The sequence below is a fragment of the Asticcacaulis taihuensis genome, assembly GCF_900100255.1.
In the GTDB taxonomy this organism is placed as follows: Bacteria; Pseudomonadota; Alphaproteobacteria; order Caulobacterales; family Caulobacteraceae; genus Asticcacaulis; species Asticcacaulis taihuensis.
Window position 1 is genome coordinate 39,900 of sequence record NZ_FMTS01000003.1, and the last position, 15,273, is coordinate 55,172.

At 62.7% G+C, this 15,273-nt stretch carries 9 protein-coding genes; 3 read left to right on the forward strand and 6 right to left on the reverse strand.

The annotated features are described in order from the left end of the window. The first annotated feature begins 1 nt into the window (after position 1). Positions 2-886: a tetratricopeptide repeat protein gene (locus tag BLO49_RS09270; protein WP_170828280.1), complete on the forward strand. Its 885-nt coding sequence runs from the start codon at positions 2-4 to the stop codon at positions 884-886. Between the two features lie 123 nt (positions 887-1,009). On the opposite strand, the gene BLO49_RS09275 is transcribed toward BLO49_RS09270, so the two are convergent. From BLO49_RS09275 to BLO49_RS09285, 3 genes are all read right to left on the reverse strand, one after another. Continuing rightward, positions 1,010-3,697 carry a glycoside hydrolase family 3 protein gene (locus BLO49_RS09275; protein WP_245678964.1) on the reverse strand — a complete coding sequence of 896 codons (2,688 nt, stop codon included), beginning with the start codon at positions 3,695-3,697 and terminating at the stop codon, positions 1,010-1,012. 112 nt (positions 3,698-3,809) lie between these two features. Next, the gene (locus tag BLO49_RS09280; RefSeq protein WP_090647510.1) at positions 3,810-5,213 is read right to left on the reverse strand and encodes an ATP-binding protein; all 1,404 of its coding nucleotides are present in this window, start codon (positions 5,211-5,213) and stop codon (positions 3,810-3,812) included. A gap of 14 nt (positions 5,214-5,227) precedes the next feature. After that, complete coding sequence (locus BLO49_RS09285; protein ID WP_220083718.1) at positions 5,228-5,884, reverse strand: response regulator transcription factor; 657 nt, start codon at positions 5,882-5,884, stop codon at positions 5,228-5,230. Between the two features lie 246 nt (positions 5,885-6,130). On the opposite strand from BLO49_RS09285, the gene BLO49_RS09290 reads away from it, so the two are divergent. Then, on the forward strand, positions 6,131-8,422 hold the full coding sequence (locus BLO49_RS09290) for a TonB-dependent receptor (RefSeq protein WP_090647513.1): 2,292 nt from the start codon (positions 6,131-6,133) through the stop codon (positions 8,420-8,422). A 72-nt stretch (positions 8,423-8,494) separates the two neighbouring features. Further along, positions 8,495-9,886 carry a metallophosphoesterase family protein gene (locus BLO49_RS09295; RefSeq protein ID WP_220083719.1) on the forward strand — a complete coding sequence of 464 codons (1,392 nt, stop codon included), beginning with the start codon at positions 8,495-8,497 and terminating at the stop codon, positions 9,884-9,886. 10 nt (positions 9,887-9,896) lie between these two features. Here the strand turns inward: BLO49_RS09295 and BLO49_RS09300 are convergent, their stop codons facing one another. The 3 genes from BLO49_RS09300 to BLO49_RS09310 are packed head-to-tail and all read right to left on the reverse strand — an operon-like array spanning position 9,897 to position 15,206. Next, positions 9,897-12,983 carry an efflux RND transporter permease subunit gene (locus tag BLO49_RS09300; RefSeq protein ID WP_090647515.1) on the reverse strand — a complete coding sequence of 1,029 codons (3,087 nt, stop codon included), beginning with the start codon at positions 12,981-12,983 and terminating at the stop codon, positions 9,897-9,899. 4 nt (positions 12,984-12,987) lie between these two features. Beyond that, complete coding sequence (locus tag BLO49_RS09305; protein WP_090647518.1) at positions 12,988-13,908, reverse strand: efflux RND transporter periplasmic adaptor subunit; 921 nt, start codon at positions 13,906-13,908, stop codon at positions 12,988-12,990. Continuing rightward, positions 13,905-15,206, reverse strand: a complete 1,302-nt coding sequence (locus BLO49_RS09310; RefSeq protein ID WP_139159657.1) for a TolC family protein — start codon at positions 15,204-15,206, stop codon at positions 13,905-13,907. The genes BLO49_RS09305 and BLO49_RS09310 overlap by 4 nt, the downstream gene beginning before the upstream one ends. Between the last annotated feature and the right edge of the window lie 67 nt (positions 15,207-15,273).

Consider the following 15,273-nt stretch of genomic DNA (forward strand, 5'->3'; position numbering starts at 1 on the left):
AATGCGGACGATTGCCATTTGCCTGACCTTCCTGCTGGCGTCTGGTGTACCGGCTACATCCGACGCGGCCATCTTCAAGCGGGAATTGAAAGCTCAGGCGGCCCTCAGTTCGGAAACGGTGTCGGATATCCAGCGCGCCATTGACGAGCAGCGTCTGCTCGATGCCGATCGCTATCTCAATCAGGCCTTCCTGGCCGGAGTAAAAGATCCGCGTCTCAACCTGCTGGACGGCAATCTCAACCTGGCGCAAGGGCATTTTCAGGCGGCATTGGATGCCTTCGCCGCAGCGGAAAAAGCGCCGAAAACGAAGGATGCCGCCCTGGAAGGACAGGGCATTGCCCTTTCGCTGAGTGGCAATGCGGACAAGGCCCTTCCTGTCCTTCAGGCGGCCGTGGCCGCCAATCCCGCAGCCTGGCGGGCCTGGAACGCGCTCGGCAGCGCCTATGACGACCGCGGTCAATGGACCGAGGCCAATGCCGCCTATGAGCGGGCTGTGACGGCTTCGGGCGGCGCGGCGATTGTCCTGAATAACCGCGGCTATTCCCGTCTGTTGCAGCATCAGCGCGACCTGGCGGTGACGGATTTCGTAGCGGCCCTGCGCAGGAAACCGGATCTCGCCGAGGCACGGACCAATCTGCGCCTGGCCCTGGCCATGGGGGGCGATTATGACCGGGCCATTGCCGGCGGCACGGCAAGCGAGCAGGCGGCCCTGCTGAACAATGCCGGTTTCGCTGCCGCCATGCACGGGGACTATGCGAACGCCGAACAATTGTTAAACAGGGCGTTGGCGCTGAAAAGCGAATATTATGCCGTCGCTTCGGATAATCTGAAGATTGTTCAGGCTCTCTCTGCGCGCAGTGAAGGAAGATCGAAGGCCGCGCGGTGATACCCCGCGTTACGGTGTTTTGACGATTCTGACGGGCGTCCTGAACTGGGGTGCCTGTACGGATCATATGCCGGAGACATCAAATGAAGTATTTGTCCCAAGCAAGCCATAACCGGCTTTTCCCTACGGTGCCACCTCGATTTGACCGGTGATGGTCAACGGCAAGGACACGGTTTTCGCGTAGGCCGGCTGGCCGCCGCCCAGGCTGATATCATAACGGCCGGGGAGGACATGGCGATTGCCCTTGTCATCAACCTGCGACAGGGCGCGGGCATCGAGCGCCAGGCTGACCGTGCGGCTTTCCCCTGCCTTCAGGTGGACGCGCTGGAAGCCCGCGAGAACGGGATTGGCGCTGTCACCAGGCTTTTTGACATAGAGTTGCACCACTTCGTCGCTGTCGCGGCCGCCGCCGTTGGTGATTTTAACCTGTGCCGTTACCGCGTCGCCGGCCTTGATCGCCGGTGCGGAGAGCGCAGCGTCGCTGTAGTCGAAGGTCGTATAGCTCAGGCCGTAACCGAACGGATAGAGGACATCGTCCTTGAAATAGCGATAGGTGCGACCGGTCATCGAATAATCGGTGAAGGCGGGTAACTGGTCCGCAGATTGATAGAAGGTCACGGGCAGGCGGCCCGCCGGGCTGAAATCACCGGCCAGGGCGCCGGCCACGGCCGTGCCGCCATCGCCGCCCGGATACCAGGCTTCGACGATGGCCGGCACGTTCGCCTTGGCCCAGTTGATGCCGAGCGCGCTACCGTTCATAAGCACCAGGACGACCGGCTTGCCGGTGACCGAGACGCGTTCCAGCAGTTTTTGCTGCGGCGCGGGCAAGTCCAGGCTGGTGCGGTCGCCGCCGGCGAAACCCGCCGCCTCGACCTTCATTTCCTCACCCTCGATGCGCGCCGACAGGCCGCCGACAAAGACCACGGCGTCGGCCTGTTTGGCGGCGGCCACGGCGTCATCGCCATTATTGGCCGGTGTGCTCCATACCAGGCGCTGGTTGCCAGTGGCGTCGCGCTGGAAAGCTTCGACCCTGATCGGATAGATGGTGCCGGCTTTTAGCGTTATCTTGCCGGAAGCGATCGACGGCGCATCGCCCACGCCCCATTCATCGACGATCAGCTTGTCGCCGATCCAGATGCGGTAGCCATTCTCGCTGGCGTAACGGAAGCTGTATTCGCCGTCCTGCGGCGCCTTGATATAGCCGGTGAAGCGCGCCGAACTGTCCTTGTCGACCGCGCTCCAGCTTGCCGTGGCATTGGCCACCGTGTGGGTCGATGCGGGGGTGCCCGAAGGCTCATGCGTGGTGAACCATTCGGCCTTCAGGCCCTGTTTCGTGCATTTGGCATCCAGGCACAGGGCGTCATCCGGCACCGGCGGCTGGGCCTGGCCGATCAGTCCGGTGCCTTCGGCATAGATGATCTTCGCATTGGGGAAGCGGGCGCGGAGGCCGTCGAGCACGGTCACCGGCGCGGTCGGGCGGCCGTAATAGTTGCCGACAAGCGTGTCGTAGCTGTCGGCATTTGGCCCGATCACCGCGATGGTTTTTACGGCGTCGTTAAACGGCAGCAGCTTGTTGTCGTTCTTGAGCAGGACGATCGATTCCTGGGCGATCTTCAAGGCCGTGGCGCGGTGTTCCGGCGTGTTGTAATCGGTCGGCGTGATGCTGGCATAGGGCGAGGCCGAGATCGGGTCCATCAGGCCCAGGCGGTAACGAGCCTCGAACAGGCGTTCCAGCGCCCGGTCGACAACATCCTGAGATAACAGGCCCGACTTGACAGCGGCGACAATGTTATCCGGTTCGGTCGTCATGTTGTTGCGGTAGTCGCCGCAGATCAGGTCCATGCCGGCCTTGAAGGCAATGGCCACGGCTTCGGGTGCGGTCTTGGTATAGTGCAGGCTGTCCTGGCGGTAGATATTGGCGGCCGCGCCGCAATCGGAAACGACATAGCCCTTGAAGCCCCAGTCGTCGCGCAGGTGTTCCTGCATCAGTTCGGTGCTGGCGCAGGCCGGCACATCGTAGAGGGCATTGTAGGCGCACATCACCGATTGCACCTGGCCTTCAGTCACCGCAGCGCGGAAGGCCGGCAGGTAGGTGTCTTCGAGGTCGTGCGCGGACGGCTTCATGTCCTGCTGGTGACGGCCTTCCTCGGGGCCGCTGTGAACGGCGAAGTGCTTGGCGGTGGCGATCACACGTGGATGGGCCGGATCGTCGCCCTGCAGGCCGGTGATATAGGCGACGCCCATGCGGCCGGTCAGGAACGGGTCTTCGCCGTAGGTTTCCTGGCCGCGGCCCCAGCGCGGATCGCGGAAAATGTTGATATTGGGCGACCAGACGGTCAGGCCGCGATAAAAGTCGGTGCCGCCGTTCGCATGAACACGTTCGGCATATTTGGCGCGAAACTCGGTCGAAACCGTGGTGCCGACCGTGTGCATCAGGTCGGGATCCCACGAGGCCGCCATGCCGATAGCCTGGGGGAAGACGGTGGCGATGCCCGCCCGCGCCACGCCATGCAGTCCTTCGTTCCACCAGTTGTATTCGGGCACGTTCAGGCGTGGAATGGCCGGTGCGATATGGCCCAGTTGCTGCGCCTTTTCATCCAGCGTCATGCGGCCGATCAGGTCATGGGCGCGCGTTTCGGGAGGCAAGGTGGCATCGGTGAAGGGGCAGGGGGCGTCCTGGCACGCCGCGGGCGTTTGCGGTGCGGCGGTGGCCGGTGCGGCGACCAGAATGGTTGCGGTGAGCGCGGCAGTAAGGGCGAAGGGCGCGGCCGACATAAGCCAGCGCACCGCATGAGGGGCGGTCGGTTTCATGGCATTTCCTCTTGCAACAAGGCGCATCTGACGGCGCAATATGTTAGCGGTATCAACGAAACCGGTCGCCCGTCAAGGGGGCTGTCACACATATACCGGCAAGGGGTAAAGGTTATGGGGGCACGAAGCCCTGGGTAACTGACATGCTGCCGGATAAGGCGCGAAATTCCAGCCGGACGCCCAGGCCGCTGCCGTCGGGCGGGGTGAACAGTTCCACGTCGCATCCGAGCTGGCCGGCCGCGATGCGGACGATGGCCAGGCCCAGGCCGCTGCCAGGCGCCCGCGTGCCTTTCAGCCGATAAAAACGCAGAAACACCTTATCACGTTCTGCCTCCGGAATGCCGGGGCCACGATCACGCAATTCCAGCGCGCCGGGGCGCAGATGGATATCGATATCGCTGCCTTCGGGGGCGTATTTGATGGCGTTATCCAGCAGGTTGCGCATGATGATGCCGAACAGGACGGGATTGGCGCGGATGGCCAGGCTGGCATCTCCGTAAATATTAAAGCCTGTGCCGCGCGTCTCCGCCTCAAGATAGACGTCACGGACGGCTTGCTCCACCGACGCCCGCATATTCAGTTCGCTGGCCAGCCAGGCCGTATGACGCAGTCTTGCCAGGGTCAGAAGCTGGTCCATCAGGCGTGCCGCCCGATCGACGCCCTTCTGGAGCTCGGCGAGCGCCGCCGCCCGTTCGCGTGCGGTGCGGGCGCCCGCTACCACCTCGGTCTGGGTTTTGACGGCGGCCAGGGGGGTGCGCAATTCATGGGCCGCGTTGTCGGTGAACAGGCGCTCCTGCTCGAGGGAGCTGGCAATCGTCTGAAGCAGCCCGTTGATCGAGGTGGCGAGCGTCTGCAATTCCGAAGGTGCGGCCTGGGTGTCGATGGGGGTGAGGTTTTCGGCCGAACGTTCGCGCACTGACGCCGCGAAGCCGCGCAGGTCTTTCAGCCCCCAGACTATGCCCCGCCAGATAACCAGGGCAATGAGCGGCAGGGCCAGGGTCATGGGCAGGATAAGACCCCAGAAGATGCTGTTGATCAGCTCCTGGCGCGCCTTGATATTTTCTCCGGCCTCGATCACAACCTGCGCTTCCGGCACGCTGAGTGTGAAGAAACGCCAGGTGCCGCCGGCATCGCGGATATTGTGATAGCCTGGGGGCAGGGGCGCATCCGTCGTCAGGCCATTTTCCGAGGCGAGGATAAGATGTCCGCCACGCCAGACGCGGAAGCGCCGCCAGCGGGTATATTCCGCCAGTCCGAGGCGTGAACTGGGGGTGAGATTGGGTACATCGGGCTCTATGCCCGTATGCTGCGGCGTGCGCATGTCTGTGCTGTAATAGCGCAGGAAATTGGCCGCGGTGACCAGTTGCGCGTCATAGACCTCGTCTATTTCAAAACGCGCACTGTTGTAACCCACCGTGCCGATGGCGATGAGCAGGCCGATGAGCGGCAGGCCCGCGCCGATCAGAAGGCGGCGGGTTATGGAGGGTCTGCGCAGGCGGTTGATCAGTGACGACACAATCCTAATCCGCCCTAATCTGCAATGACATAGCCGACACCGCGGACATTGCGGATCAGTTCGCGGCCCAGTTTCTTACGGATGGTATAGATGGCCGCCTCGATCGTATTGCTTTCCACGTCGCCTTCCCAGCTATAGACCTGTTCTTCGATTTCGGACTTGCTCATAATGCGGCCGATACGGGTCATGAGCAGGGCGAGGATCTGATATTCGCGCGCGGTCAGTTTCAGCCATTTCCCCCCTTTGCGGACAGTCCGGGCGCCGAGGTCCAGTTCGATGTCGCGGTGCATGATGACGGACTGCGCCAGGCCCTGGGTGCGGCGTACGACGGCGCGGAAGCGCGCCATCAGTTCGACCAGCTTGAAGGGTTTGACCAGATAATCATCGGCGCCCAGGTCGAGCCCCTCGATCCGCTGGTCCAGGGCATCGCGGGCGGTCATAATCACAATGGGCAGGTTTGAGGTTTGCCGTACCGTCCTGAGCACATCTATGCCCGACATATGCGGCAGGTTCAGATCAAGCGCGACCACCGAGAAGGGACTGGTCCGCAGGGCTTCAAGCGCGGTTTCGCCGTCCGTGACCCATTCGGGGGTGTAACCGGCCTGCTCCAGGCCGGCCTTGAGCGCCATGCCCAGCAGTTCGTCATCTTCAACCAGCAGGACGCGCATCATGAACCCCATAGCCTTCATCGGCGGATATGGGCCTAACATGTCAAACTGAAACGAAAATGAAAGAGAAAGCGGCGGAAATGCCGCAAAATTTAATGGCCTCAAGCCAGATGCGTCATGTCGCAAATGCGTCATCCAATCTCGGTCAAACTGTCATGATGAAGTAACATCAGCCCGGATCAGGCCGCGACTTCGGTGCGCCGGCTGAACATGACGATCACACAGACGATCACATAAGGGGCATGAAAAATGATCACCACCAAGCGCCGCGCAGGCCGTTACGGCCTGCTGGCTTCCTCCACCCTCATCGCGGGCCTGATGGCCGGCGCGGCCATGGCGCAGGACGCGGGCCTGATCACGGATCAGCCTGACGTCAGCGACAATACGATCAAGACCATCATCATCAAGGCGGAAGGCTCGAAGGCCGCGGCGACGGCGCCGACTAAGGCCAGTGTCGATGCCACGCAGCCGCAGTCGATCATTTCACGCCCCTATATCGATCTCGTCGTGCCGGAAACCGGCGATTTCACCAATGTGGCGCTGATTGCGCCCAGCGTTTCGGGCACCCAGGGCAATGGCGCCGGTTATGGCGACGCCAAGCTGGTGCTGCGCGGCTTTCAGGACGCGGAATATAACGTGACCTATGACGGCATTGCCTATGGCGACACCAATGATCCCTCCCACCACTCGAATACCTTCTTTCCGAATTCGACCATAGGCGCGCTTGTCGTCGATCGTGGACCCGGTGCCGCCGGAGATCTCGGCCAGGCCAATTTCGGCGGCGCGATCCACATGTTCTCGAACAAGGTTTCCGACAATTTCGGCTTTACGCAAAAGGTCAGCCTGGGCAGCTTCAATTCGTGGCAGGTGCTCTCGGTATTGCAGACCGGCCGGATCAAAAGCCTCCATGGCCTCAAGCTGTTCGTCAATCTTCAGGAGCGCAGCACCGATGGCGCGCTCAGCTATTTCCGCCTGAAAAGCGACAATCAGGAAATCAAGGCCGAACTGCCGATCAGTGACAACTGGAACATGACGTTCCTGTTCACCCACAATATGAACTTCAGCTACTCGCCGGATAATGACGGCGCGACACTGGCTCAGGTGGCGATGTACGGCAAAGACTTCTCGATGAGCAATGACCCGTCGAGCCCGACTTATTACAAGTATAACCGCATCCTCAAGCATACCAATTTCGGCTATGTCCGCCTGAACGGTGATCTGGGCAATGGCTGGACCCTCGAAAATACCGCCTATACCTACTTCTATTCCAATAAGACGCTATCGGCCCTGGATACGACCGGCGGCACGGCGCCCGGCACCTATGGCTATGCGGCCGGCGTCGATCCCCTGACGTCGACGGCAAAGCCGACCATCGCCAATGGCAATCCGACGGCGCTGAGCGGCTATGACAAGTTCAACTATTACGATGTTCATGGCGATATTCTGCGCGTGAACAAGGATATGGGCTTCGGCATTCTGAAAATGGGCGGCCTCGTCGAGACCTCCGACACGCTGCGCCATCGCTATGATTACGCGATCAATCAGAACGACCCGTATGACACTTCGACGCCGGATTACCGTGAAAAGCCCTGCGTGACTATCGAGACGGCCGCCTCCGCGACCCCTGTCAAATGCAATCCGGATAACCGCTCCGTGCAGTACGACGAGCGCTCCTGGTGGACGCAATATCAGTTGTTCGCCGATTTCGTATGGACCCCCACCGACAGGCTGACCATCACCCCCGGCCTGAAGTCTGTCGATTTCGAGCGCAACAATGCCGGCAAATCGAAGTCCAAGCCCAGCCTGACCTATGCGGCCACGCCGGAAACGGCAACCTTCAAAAAGACCCTGCAATTCCTGACGGTGAACTACAAGCTTGAGAAAAACTGGTCGGTCTACGGGCAGTATGCGACGGGCTTCCTGATTCCGCCGCTGAAGGCGCTGTATGTCAACGACCTCGCCAACAGCGATCCGAAGCCGCAAACCTCGACCAATTATCAGTTGGGAACGGTCTATAACGGCAGCCGTATCTCGGTCGATGCCGATATCTATCAGATCGATTTCAAGAACAAATTCACCTGCAACAATAACTACTGCACCAATCAGGGCGGTGTGCAGTACAAGGGTGCCGAAGGCCAGATCGCTTACGCCTTCGATTTCGGCCTGACCGCCTTCCTCAATGGCTCGGTCAATTCGGCCAAGGATAATGACAGCGGGCTGACCATCGGCCAGGCGCCTAAGTCCACGCTCGGCTTCGGCGGCATCTACAGGAAAGGCCCTCTGAAGCTGGCCCTGACCTATAAGAATGTAGGCGAGCAGTGGGCGGAAGACGGTGAAGAAGCCGAATACAAGATCAAGGCCTATGACACGACAAATCTGGTCATCTCCTACGATTTCGGCCGTATCACAACCAAGCTGGGCGTCGACAACCTGTTCGACAACCGGGCGATCACAAAGATCGACATCAACGGCGCGCCCTATGACCAGTACCATTTCCAGGCGCCGCAAAACGTCATGCTGACCGTGGCGGCCAAGTTCTAGGTCTTCGCGTTCCTCTTCTTCGCGGGGCAGCCCAAAAGGCTGTCCCGCTTTTCGGGTTTAAGGGTGGTGGGTATGAAAATGCTGAAGATCCTGTTTGGTCTGCTGGCAATCGGATTATGGCAGGGGGGCATGTGTGCGGTTCATGCAGAGGATGCGGCCTATGTCGTGCTCGGCGAGGGGCGAACGGCCGAAGCGCGGCTGATTACTCAGGCGCCCCGCTGTCCGGATATTGTGATAAACGGCCGCAAGCGACAGATGCAGGCCCGCGCCCTGCCGGCCACGGAGCCGCAGCGCCCGACCCAATCCAGGCCCGAATTCTCCAAACCCTCTGTTTTTGATGTCCGCGTGTGCGAGGCGCCCTTGCCGGCGGAGACGCGCTCGGCCTTGATCGAGGGGCACCGCCTGCCGGTGCGCAAGTCGCGGCTGGATCGCCTGGTGGTCATCGGTGACACGGGCTGTCGCCTCAAGGCGGCCGATAATGCCTGGCAGGCGTGCAACGATCCGGCGGCTTTCCCTTTCGCGCGGATCGCCCGTCAGGTGGCCGCCTGGCATCCGGATGCCGTCATACATGTCGGCGACTATGAGTACCGTGAAAATCCGTGCCCGGATGATCAGGCGGGATGTGCCGGCTCGCCCTGGGGCTATGGCTGGGATGCGTGGAAGGCCGACTTTTTCACGCCGGGCGCGCCGATTCTACGCTCTGCACCCCTGATCCTGGCGCGGGGCAATCACGAGAGCTGTTCGCGCGCCGGGCAGGGCTGGTGGCGCTTTCTTGACCCCCGTCCGCTGGAACTGCACCGCGACTGCAATGACCCCGCGTTTGACGTCACGGGCGACTACAGTGCGCCCTACGCAGTCGATTTCGGCGGCGGCGCGCAGATTGCCGTAATGGACCTGTCGCACGCCGGTGGTGCGGCCATTCCCCAGGATGATCCCCGGTTCGCGGCCTTCACCGATACCTATGACCGCCTCGCGGCCATGACGAAAAAGGCGCGCTTCACCTTTGCTGTGGATCACTATCCGTTCCTGGCGGTCTCTGCCGATGAAAAGACCCATGCCCTTTTCGCGGGCAACAAGGCGCTGGCCTCGACCTTCGGCACTCGCAATCCCTACCTGATGCCTGAAGGGGTTGATGTCCTGCTGGCCGGGCATGTGCATCTGTGGGAACAGGTCAGTTACAGGGACCATTTCCCGTCACAGTTCGTGGCCGGATTTTCCGGTACGCAGGAAGACATAGTGCCGCTGCCCGTACAGGTGCCTGCGGGTATTGGACCGGTGCCGGGCGCGGTTATCGACCAGTTCAGCTCATGGATCGATGGGTTCGGCTTCATGACGCTGGAACGTACCAGCGAAAATCGCTGGCGGGTCGAGGTCCATGACGGGGAGGGACGGGTGGTCAATCGCTGCCGTATCATTGGGCGCGCGTCTGTATGCGATCAGGCGGCGGTTGCCGCCATCAGATAAACGCGGTGTCTTATTTCTTTTGAGGGAGAAACCGCCAGATCATGGCGGGTAGGACCACCAGACTCATCAGGGTGGAGGTGATCAGGCCGCCGAGGATGACAAGGGCCATCGGTCCCTGGATCTCCCGGCCGGCCTGGCCGGTGCCGAAGGCCAGCGGCAGCAGACCGAGCGCCGTGACAAGCGCCGTCATCAGGATCGGCGTGACCCGTTCCTGCGTGGCGCGGATCACGGTGGCCGGCGTCCATTCGTGCCCCTCATCGGCCAGTTGCCGGGTATGGGCCAGCAGCAGGATGGCATTGCGCGCCGCCACGCCGATCAGGGTGACAAAGCCGACCAGGGAACCGAGTGACAGGCTGGCGCCTGTCAGGGCCACGGCGATCACGCCGCCGACCAGGGCGAAGGGCGCCGAGGCGACGATCAGCCCGACCGCGCGGCCGCTGCCGAAGGCCAGGGTCAGGAGCGCGATGATGCCGACCATCGCCAGGCCGGTATTGAGCAGCAGTTCGTTGCGCGCCCTGTTGGCATCATCGGCCACGCTGACATATTCGAGATAGACGCCGGCGGGCAGTCTGACGTGGGTGCTGATGGCGGTCTGGGCCTCTTTCGTGACGCGCGCCACGGCGTCGGGATCAGGGTTTGCAGTGACGGTTTCCAACAGGCGCCCGCCATTGTGCGAGATGAGGGTGCGGCTTTCAGCCAGCGTCACCCTGGCGATATCGCCCAGCCGGGCCATGGAGCCATCCGTGCCGCGTACCAGAAGCTCGCTGACCGCTTCCGGGCTCTGACGCAGTTCGTTGGGCAGGGTGACGGCGACATCGAGCGAGCGGTCATTGCGGTAGATCTGGGCGGCCGTCACGCCTTCATAGGCGCTCTGCACCGCGCTCAGGATGTCGACCGGCGTCAGGCCATGCCGGGCCGCGGCGGCGCGGTCGATATCGATACGGACGCTGGGCGTCGAGGGCGGCGTCTGGACCTTGACATCGCCGGCATCTTTCAGCTTGGAAAGCTCGGCCGATATCTGTTCAGCGGTGGCGGCCAGGGTATCGGGATCGCCACCATAGATGTTGACGGCCAGGGCGGCGGTTTCGCCGGTGAGAGATTCGCCGATGCGGTCGCCCAGGAAGGTCAGGACTTCGGTCTGCAGGCCGGGATAGCCGTCGAGCACCTTGTGTATGGCGGCCTCGACCTTATCCTGTTTGCCACCGGAAAGGTTCGGTTTCAACTCGACGTGAAACTCGCTCTTTTCCGGGCCCCAGGTGTCTTCACCGCCTTCGGAACGGCCAATCTGCTGCTCGACCGAGGCGATGCCATCGATGGCCAGCAGATCCTGCGAAATGGATTCGCCATAACGGCGCATGACGGAAAGCGAAGTGCCCGGCTGCGCGCTGACGCCGAGCACGAAATGGCCTTCCTTGAACGAGGGCAGCAGTTCGCCGGAAAAGAAGAACAGGCCGATAACGGCGAGTAGGCTCACCACACCGGAGATAAGGAACAGTCCATTGGGGCGATCACAGATGCGGGCCAGCAGGCCGGCGTGCCAGTTTTTCAGACCGATCAGCAGGCGAGGCTCATCGGGCAGATGCGTCTTTTGCAGGAAGATCAGGCTGAGCGCGGGCGTGACGATAATGGCCACGGCCAGCGAGATCAGGGTGGAAAGGATGAAGGCCAGGGCCAGCGGCGCGAAAAAGGCGCCCTGCAGGCCGTGCATCATCAGCACCGGCACCAGGATCAGGGCCACAACGAGCGTGGCATAGATCACGGGCGAGCGCACTTCCAGAGAGGCGCGCAGGATGATTTCGGCCGCGCTGACGTCTGCGGGGCGTTCACGCAGGCGGTGGACGATGTTTTCGACATCGATGACCGCATCATCGACCACCACACCCAGCGCCACGGCGAGACCGCCGAGCGTCATGGTGTTGATGCTCAGGCCCATCCGGTCCATCACCATGACCGTGGCCAGCAGCGACAGGGGAATGCTGACGAACGAAATCAGCACGGTCTTCAGGTTGCGCATGAACAGGAAGAGGATGATGGCGATCAGTACGGCGCCGATCAGCAGGTCGTCCATGATACCCTTCAGCGCCGTTTCGATGAAGTTGGCCGGACGGTGCAGGTTGGCGGACATGACGATGCCCTGTGATTTCAGCGCGGGCGCCATCTCGGCCAGGGCCGCTTCGACATCGCGGGTGACTTTCAGGGTATTGGCGCCGTACTGGCTCGACAACGAGATCAAAACGCCCGGCTGGCCCATGATGACCGCGTCGCCGAAATCGGGGGCCGGCGCTTCAACCACCTCGGCGACGTCACCGATATGGACAATCGCACCTGGAGCGCCATTGGGCGTGGCGGCCGGCGCCAAAGGCGTGGCGGCGATATCCGCGACACCGGCCGCCTGCGCCCTGGGCTCTACCAGGATGCGCTGTTCGGAGGTGTCGATAAAGCCGCCGCCACTCAGGGCTGTCGAGGTCTGGGTGGCCTTGAGGACATCATCGAGGCTGAGATTGCGCGCCGCCAGCGCTTCCGGATTGACGCGGACCTCGATGCGGCGGACGCTGCCGCCGTAAATCGTGGCGCGGGCGACACCGGGGACGGCCATCAGCCGCGGGCGCAACTGCCACTGCACGAAATCACGCAAAGCTTGTGGGTCCAGCTTTTCGCTGGTGAACCCGACCTTGAGCAGGTCCATGGTGGAGGAGGTCAGGGGCGACACCTTGGGCGGTCCGACCCCGGCGGGCAGGCTGGCGGCGGCCTCGGTCAGGGCTTCGGCGACGATCTGGCGGGCGCGATAGGGCTCGGCACCTTCCCGAAAGGTGACTTTCACCAGGCTGAGCCCTTGTATGGACTCCGAGCGCACACTCTGTACGCCGGCGGCGCCATTTATGGTCTGCTCGACCGGACGGGTGACAAGCTGCTCAACCTGGTCGGCCGAAAGGCCCGGCGCTTCGGTCTGGACCTCGGCCTGGGCCGGTACGAAATCGGGAAAGACATCATAATTGGCGCGGGTGAGGGTAAAACCGCCGGCGATCAGCAGGATACAGGCGGCGAGCGCGACCAGGCGCGCATGGTTCAGGCTCAGGCGGACGAGGGCGCTCAGCATGGTACTACTCTTCGTCGGCCGGGACGGAGGTGGCAGCAGTCAGAAGGGCCGAAGCCCCCTGAACCACAACCTTTTCACCGCTTGTGAAACCGGATGTGACAATCAGTCCTTCCGGTGTGACGCGGGTCGGCGTCACGATCCGGCGATCGAAGGTTTGGGCATTGGTCTTGATAAAGGCATAGACGTGACCGCCCTGGCGCAGCAGGGCCGCATTCGGGATCAGCAGGCCGCTGGTCCCGCCGCCGCTGTAAAGCGATGCTTTCAGGCTCAGGCCAATACTGAGATAGGCCGCGTTCTCGCCGCTGACGAGGGTCATCAGACCGGGGGATTGCAGGCGGGCATCGGCCGTGCGCGCGACGCCGAGCACGCGGGCATCGGCGAAACCGAGGGCGCCGAGATCGAGCGAGACGGTTTTCGCGCCCTTCAGGCCCTGTCCGGCGGGCGTATCAACACGCACCAGGGCGCAGCGCGCGGCCGCCAGGTCGCTGCCGAGCTGACGCAGGCCGTTATCGGAAAGGGTTGTGAAATAGGCGCCCCATTCCAGGCCGAGGCGCTGTTTGAGCAACCTGACCCTGGCCTGGTCGCTGCGCGCCTGGGCAGTGGCGGCCTCAGAAGCCTTGGCGGAAAGGCTGGCATCCCTGGCCAGGGCCTGGCTGCGGGCGGCTTCGGCCTGTGAGGCAGTATAGGCGGACTGCGCCGTCGCCAGATCGCTCAGCAGGGTCAGGAGCGGGGTGGGGTCGACGACAGTAGCGAAGGCGCTGACCTGATCGGAACTGTGGGCGGCTGTAAGGGGCGCAATGCGGAGCTGCAGGCGGGCCTGGGTCCTGGCGTCAAGCTGGAGGGGCTTGTCCTGTGCGTGAGCGTTCAATCGGGCACAGGTGGCGGCGAGCATCAGGATCAGGGTGGCAGCAGAGGGTAATTTCACGGTTGTACCTTTACGGCATCGGTCAGGATTTGGGTGTCGGCGGCGTCGAACGACTGATGGAGCGCGTCTTCGAGCGTCAGGCGGTCGGTGGCGGCCGTGCGTCGGGCTTGCAGGAGGTTAAGCGCCGCCTGAGTGGCGTTAATGCGGGCCAGAAGGGCCTCGGACTGGTCGGTCTCGCCGGCGGTGGCCAGGCGACCGGCACGATCGGCCATGTCACGCGACAAGGGCAGGTCGTGATCTGCGATCGTCCGGGCGGTGGTGACATCCGTCGCATAGGTGGTGGCGGCCTGGAGGACGGTGGCGCGGGTGGTCCTGACGCGGTCTTCGAGCGTCTTGCCGGCGGCCAGGCGTGTGTTCTGCGCGGCGGTTATGGCGGCGCGGTTGCCGTCCAGCGGCGGCAGGGTCAGGCTGAGCGACAGCGGCAGCTTTACCGCGCCGCGCTCCCAGGTATAGCCGGGCTGAATGTTGATGTCGGCGTACTGGGCGGCGATCGCCGTGCGCAGGTCGTTTTCGGCGATGTCGTAATCGACCACGGCGGTAAGGACATCGGCGCGGCAGTAGAGGGCCCGGTCGGTCATGCTGGCCAGTTGCGCCCCGGTCGGGGCATCAGGATCATCCGCCCGGACCGGCAGGTTGGCCGCGGTGGCCGGATCGGTAGAAAGGGCGCGGGCCAGCGCCGCGATGGCCTGAATTTTGCGGGTTTCAGCCTGTGCCAGACCTTGACGCGCAGCGGAAACATCAAGTGCAGCCTGGGCTGCCAGGCCTTGCGCATCTTCACCGTGCGTGACCCGCGCTTGCATGACCGACTGATAGCTCAGGCGCTGATCGAGCAGGGTTTGATTCAGGTCGATATCTTGTTGTGCCAGGCTAAGATCGTTCAGGGTCTGATGAAGGTTTTGCCGGACGCCCCACACGGCCTCGGCCAGTGCATAGCGTGCCCTGATCACAGCCAGGTCAGCGCCGGTCACTCTTGTGGCACGCTTTGAGCCGACATCGAGCGGAATGCCGACGGCGCCGCCATATAGCCAAGGTTTTTGCGGATCGGAATCCCTTGAATATTCAGTGGTCAGGGTGAGCGACAGTGGTGGCAGGTTGCGTGCGGCCTTTTGGGATGAAAGGGCCGCGGTCAGGGTGGCGCGGGCGGCGGCCACGGCCGGATCATGAGCCAGGGCTATGTGCAGCAGGGCATGAGCGTCGGCGTCGCCCGGCAAGTCAGCCGCCTGGACCGTGGGTTTGCCGAGATCAGTCACGGTCAGCGGCGCCGGTGCATAGCGGGCGCAGGCCGCAAGCATGGTCATTGTGCCGAGCAGCGTGATTTTGAGATAAGGTGCGCGAGACCGGAGCAATGCCACTGTTTCCTTTCCT

What these genes read in the sequence shown, in the direction of transcription:
- BLO49_RS09270 (WP_170828280.1), top strand. Translation starts at nt 2, where the DNA reads ATGCGGACGATTGCCATTTGCCTGACCTTCCTGCTGGCGTCTGGTGTA.
- BLO49_RS09275 (WP_245678964.1), bottom strand. Translation starts at nt 3,697, where the DNA reads ATGAAACCGACCGCCCCTCATGCGGTGCGCTGGCTTATGTCGGCCGCG.
- BLO49_RS09285 (WP_220083718.1), bottom strand. Translation starts at nt 5,884, where the DNA reads ATGATGCGCGTCCTGCTGGTTGAAGATGACGAACTGCTGGGCATGGCG.
- BLO49_RS09290 (WP_090647513.1), top strand. Translation starts at nt 6,131, where the DNA reads ATGATCACCACCAAGCGCCGCGCAGGCCGTTACGGCCTGCTGGCTTCC.
- BLO49_RS09295 (WP_220083719.1), top strand. Translation starts at nt 8,495, where the DNA reads ATGAAAATGCTGAAGATCCTGTTTGGTCTGCTGGCAATCGGATTATGG.
- BLO49_RS09300 (WP_090647515.1), bottom strand. Translation starts at nt 12,983, where the DNA reads ATGCTGAGCGCCCTCGTCCGCCTGAGCCTGAACCATGCGCGCCTGGTC.
- BLO49_RS09310 (WP_139159657.1), bottom strand. Translation starts at nt 15,206, where the DNA reads ATGACCATGCTTGCGGCCTGCGCCCGCTATGCACCGGCGCCGCTGACC.